The sequence below is a fragment of the Mesorhizobium sp. M2E.F.Ca.ET.209.01.1.1 genome (genome assembly GCF_004010375.2).
Taxonomy (GTDB): Bacteria; Pseudomonadota; Alphaproteobacteria; order Rhizobiales; family Rhizobiaceae; genus Mesorhizobium.
In genome coordinates this window covers 1-526 of the sequence record NZ_SADP02000126.1, presented here as the reverse complement: position 1 = coordinate 526, position 526 = coordinate 1, and the positions used below count along the sequence as shown (strand labels likewise).

General features: G+C 68.1%; 2 protein-coding genes. One reads left to right on the top strand and one right to left on the bottom strand.

Going from position 1 to position 526, the window contains the following annotated elements; translation table 11 throughout:
* Nucleotides 1–245 (bottom strand): cation transporter (locus EN852_RS34920; protein ID WP_135879605.1); only part of this gene is annotated, 245 nt, incomplete at its 3' end.
* 55 nt (nucleotides 246–300) lie between these two features.
* Here EN852_RS34920 and EN852_RS34915 point away from each other — a divergent pair.
* Nucleotides 301–526 (top strand): metal-sensing transcriptional repressor (locus EN852_RS34915; protein WP_135879604.1); only part of this gene is annotated, 226 nt, incomplete at its 3' end.

Sequence of the window (526 nt, the reverse complement as noted above, 5' to 3'; positions counted from 1 at the left end):
TGCGCGTAGCGGCGTGCGCAGCGGTACGCAAACACTGAAAGCCCGAGCGCCAGCGCATGCGAACTCATGTGCCAGCCATCGGCGAGCACGGCCAGGGAGTTGAACCACCAGCCGCCGACGATCTCCACGACCATCATGCTGACGGTGAGCCACAGGGCGCGGCGGGTATTGCGTTCGGCCAGCGGATTGCCGTCGTCGAAGCGGTGTTCGTGGCGACGGGCAGCGGCGAGGGCGTCCAGGTGCATGGAGGGTGACCAACGGAGGTGGAGTGGATACCCCCATAGGGTATATGATCCAGCCATGGCCCATGTACACAGGAATCGAAAGCAGCTGCTGACCCGGGTGCGCCGCATCGCCGGCCAGGTCGCGGCACTGGAGCAGGCACTGGACACGCCCGAGGGCGAGGCCGGCGACTGCGCGGACGTGCTGGTGCAGGTTGCCGCCGTGCGCGGCGCCGCCCACAGCCTGCTGATGGAGCTGCTGCACGAGCACCTGCAGGAACACGTGGTGGGCGCCGAAGACCCGC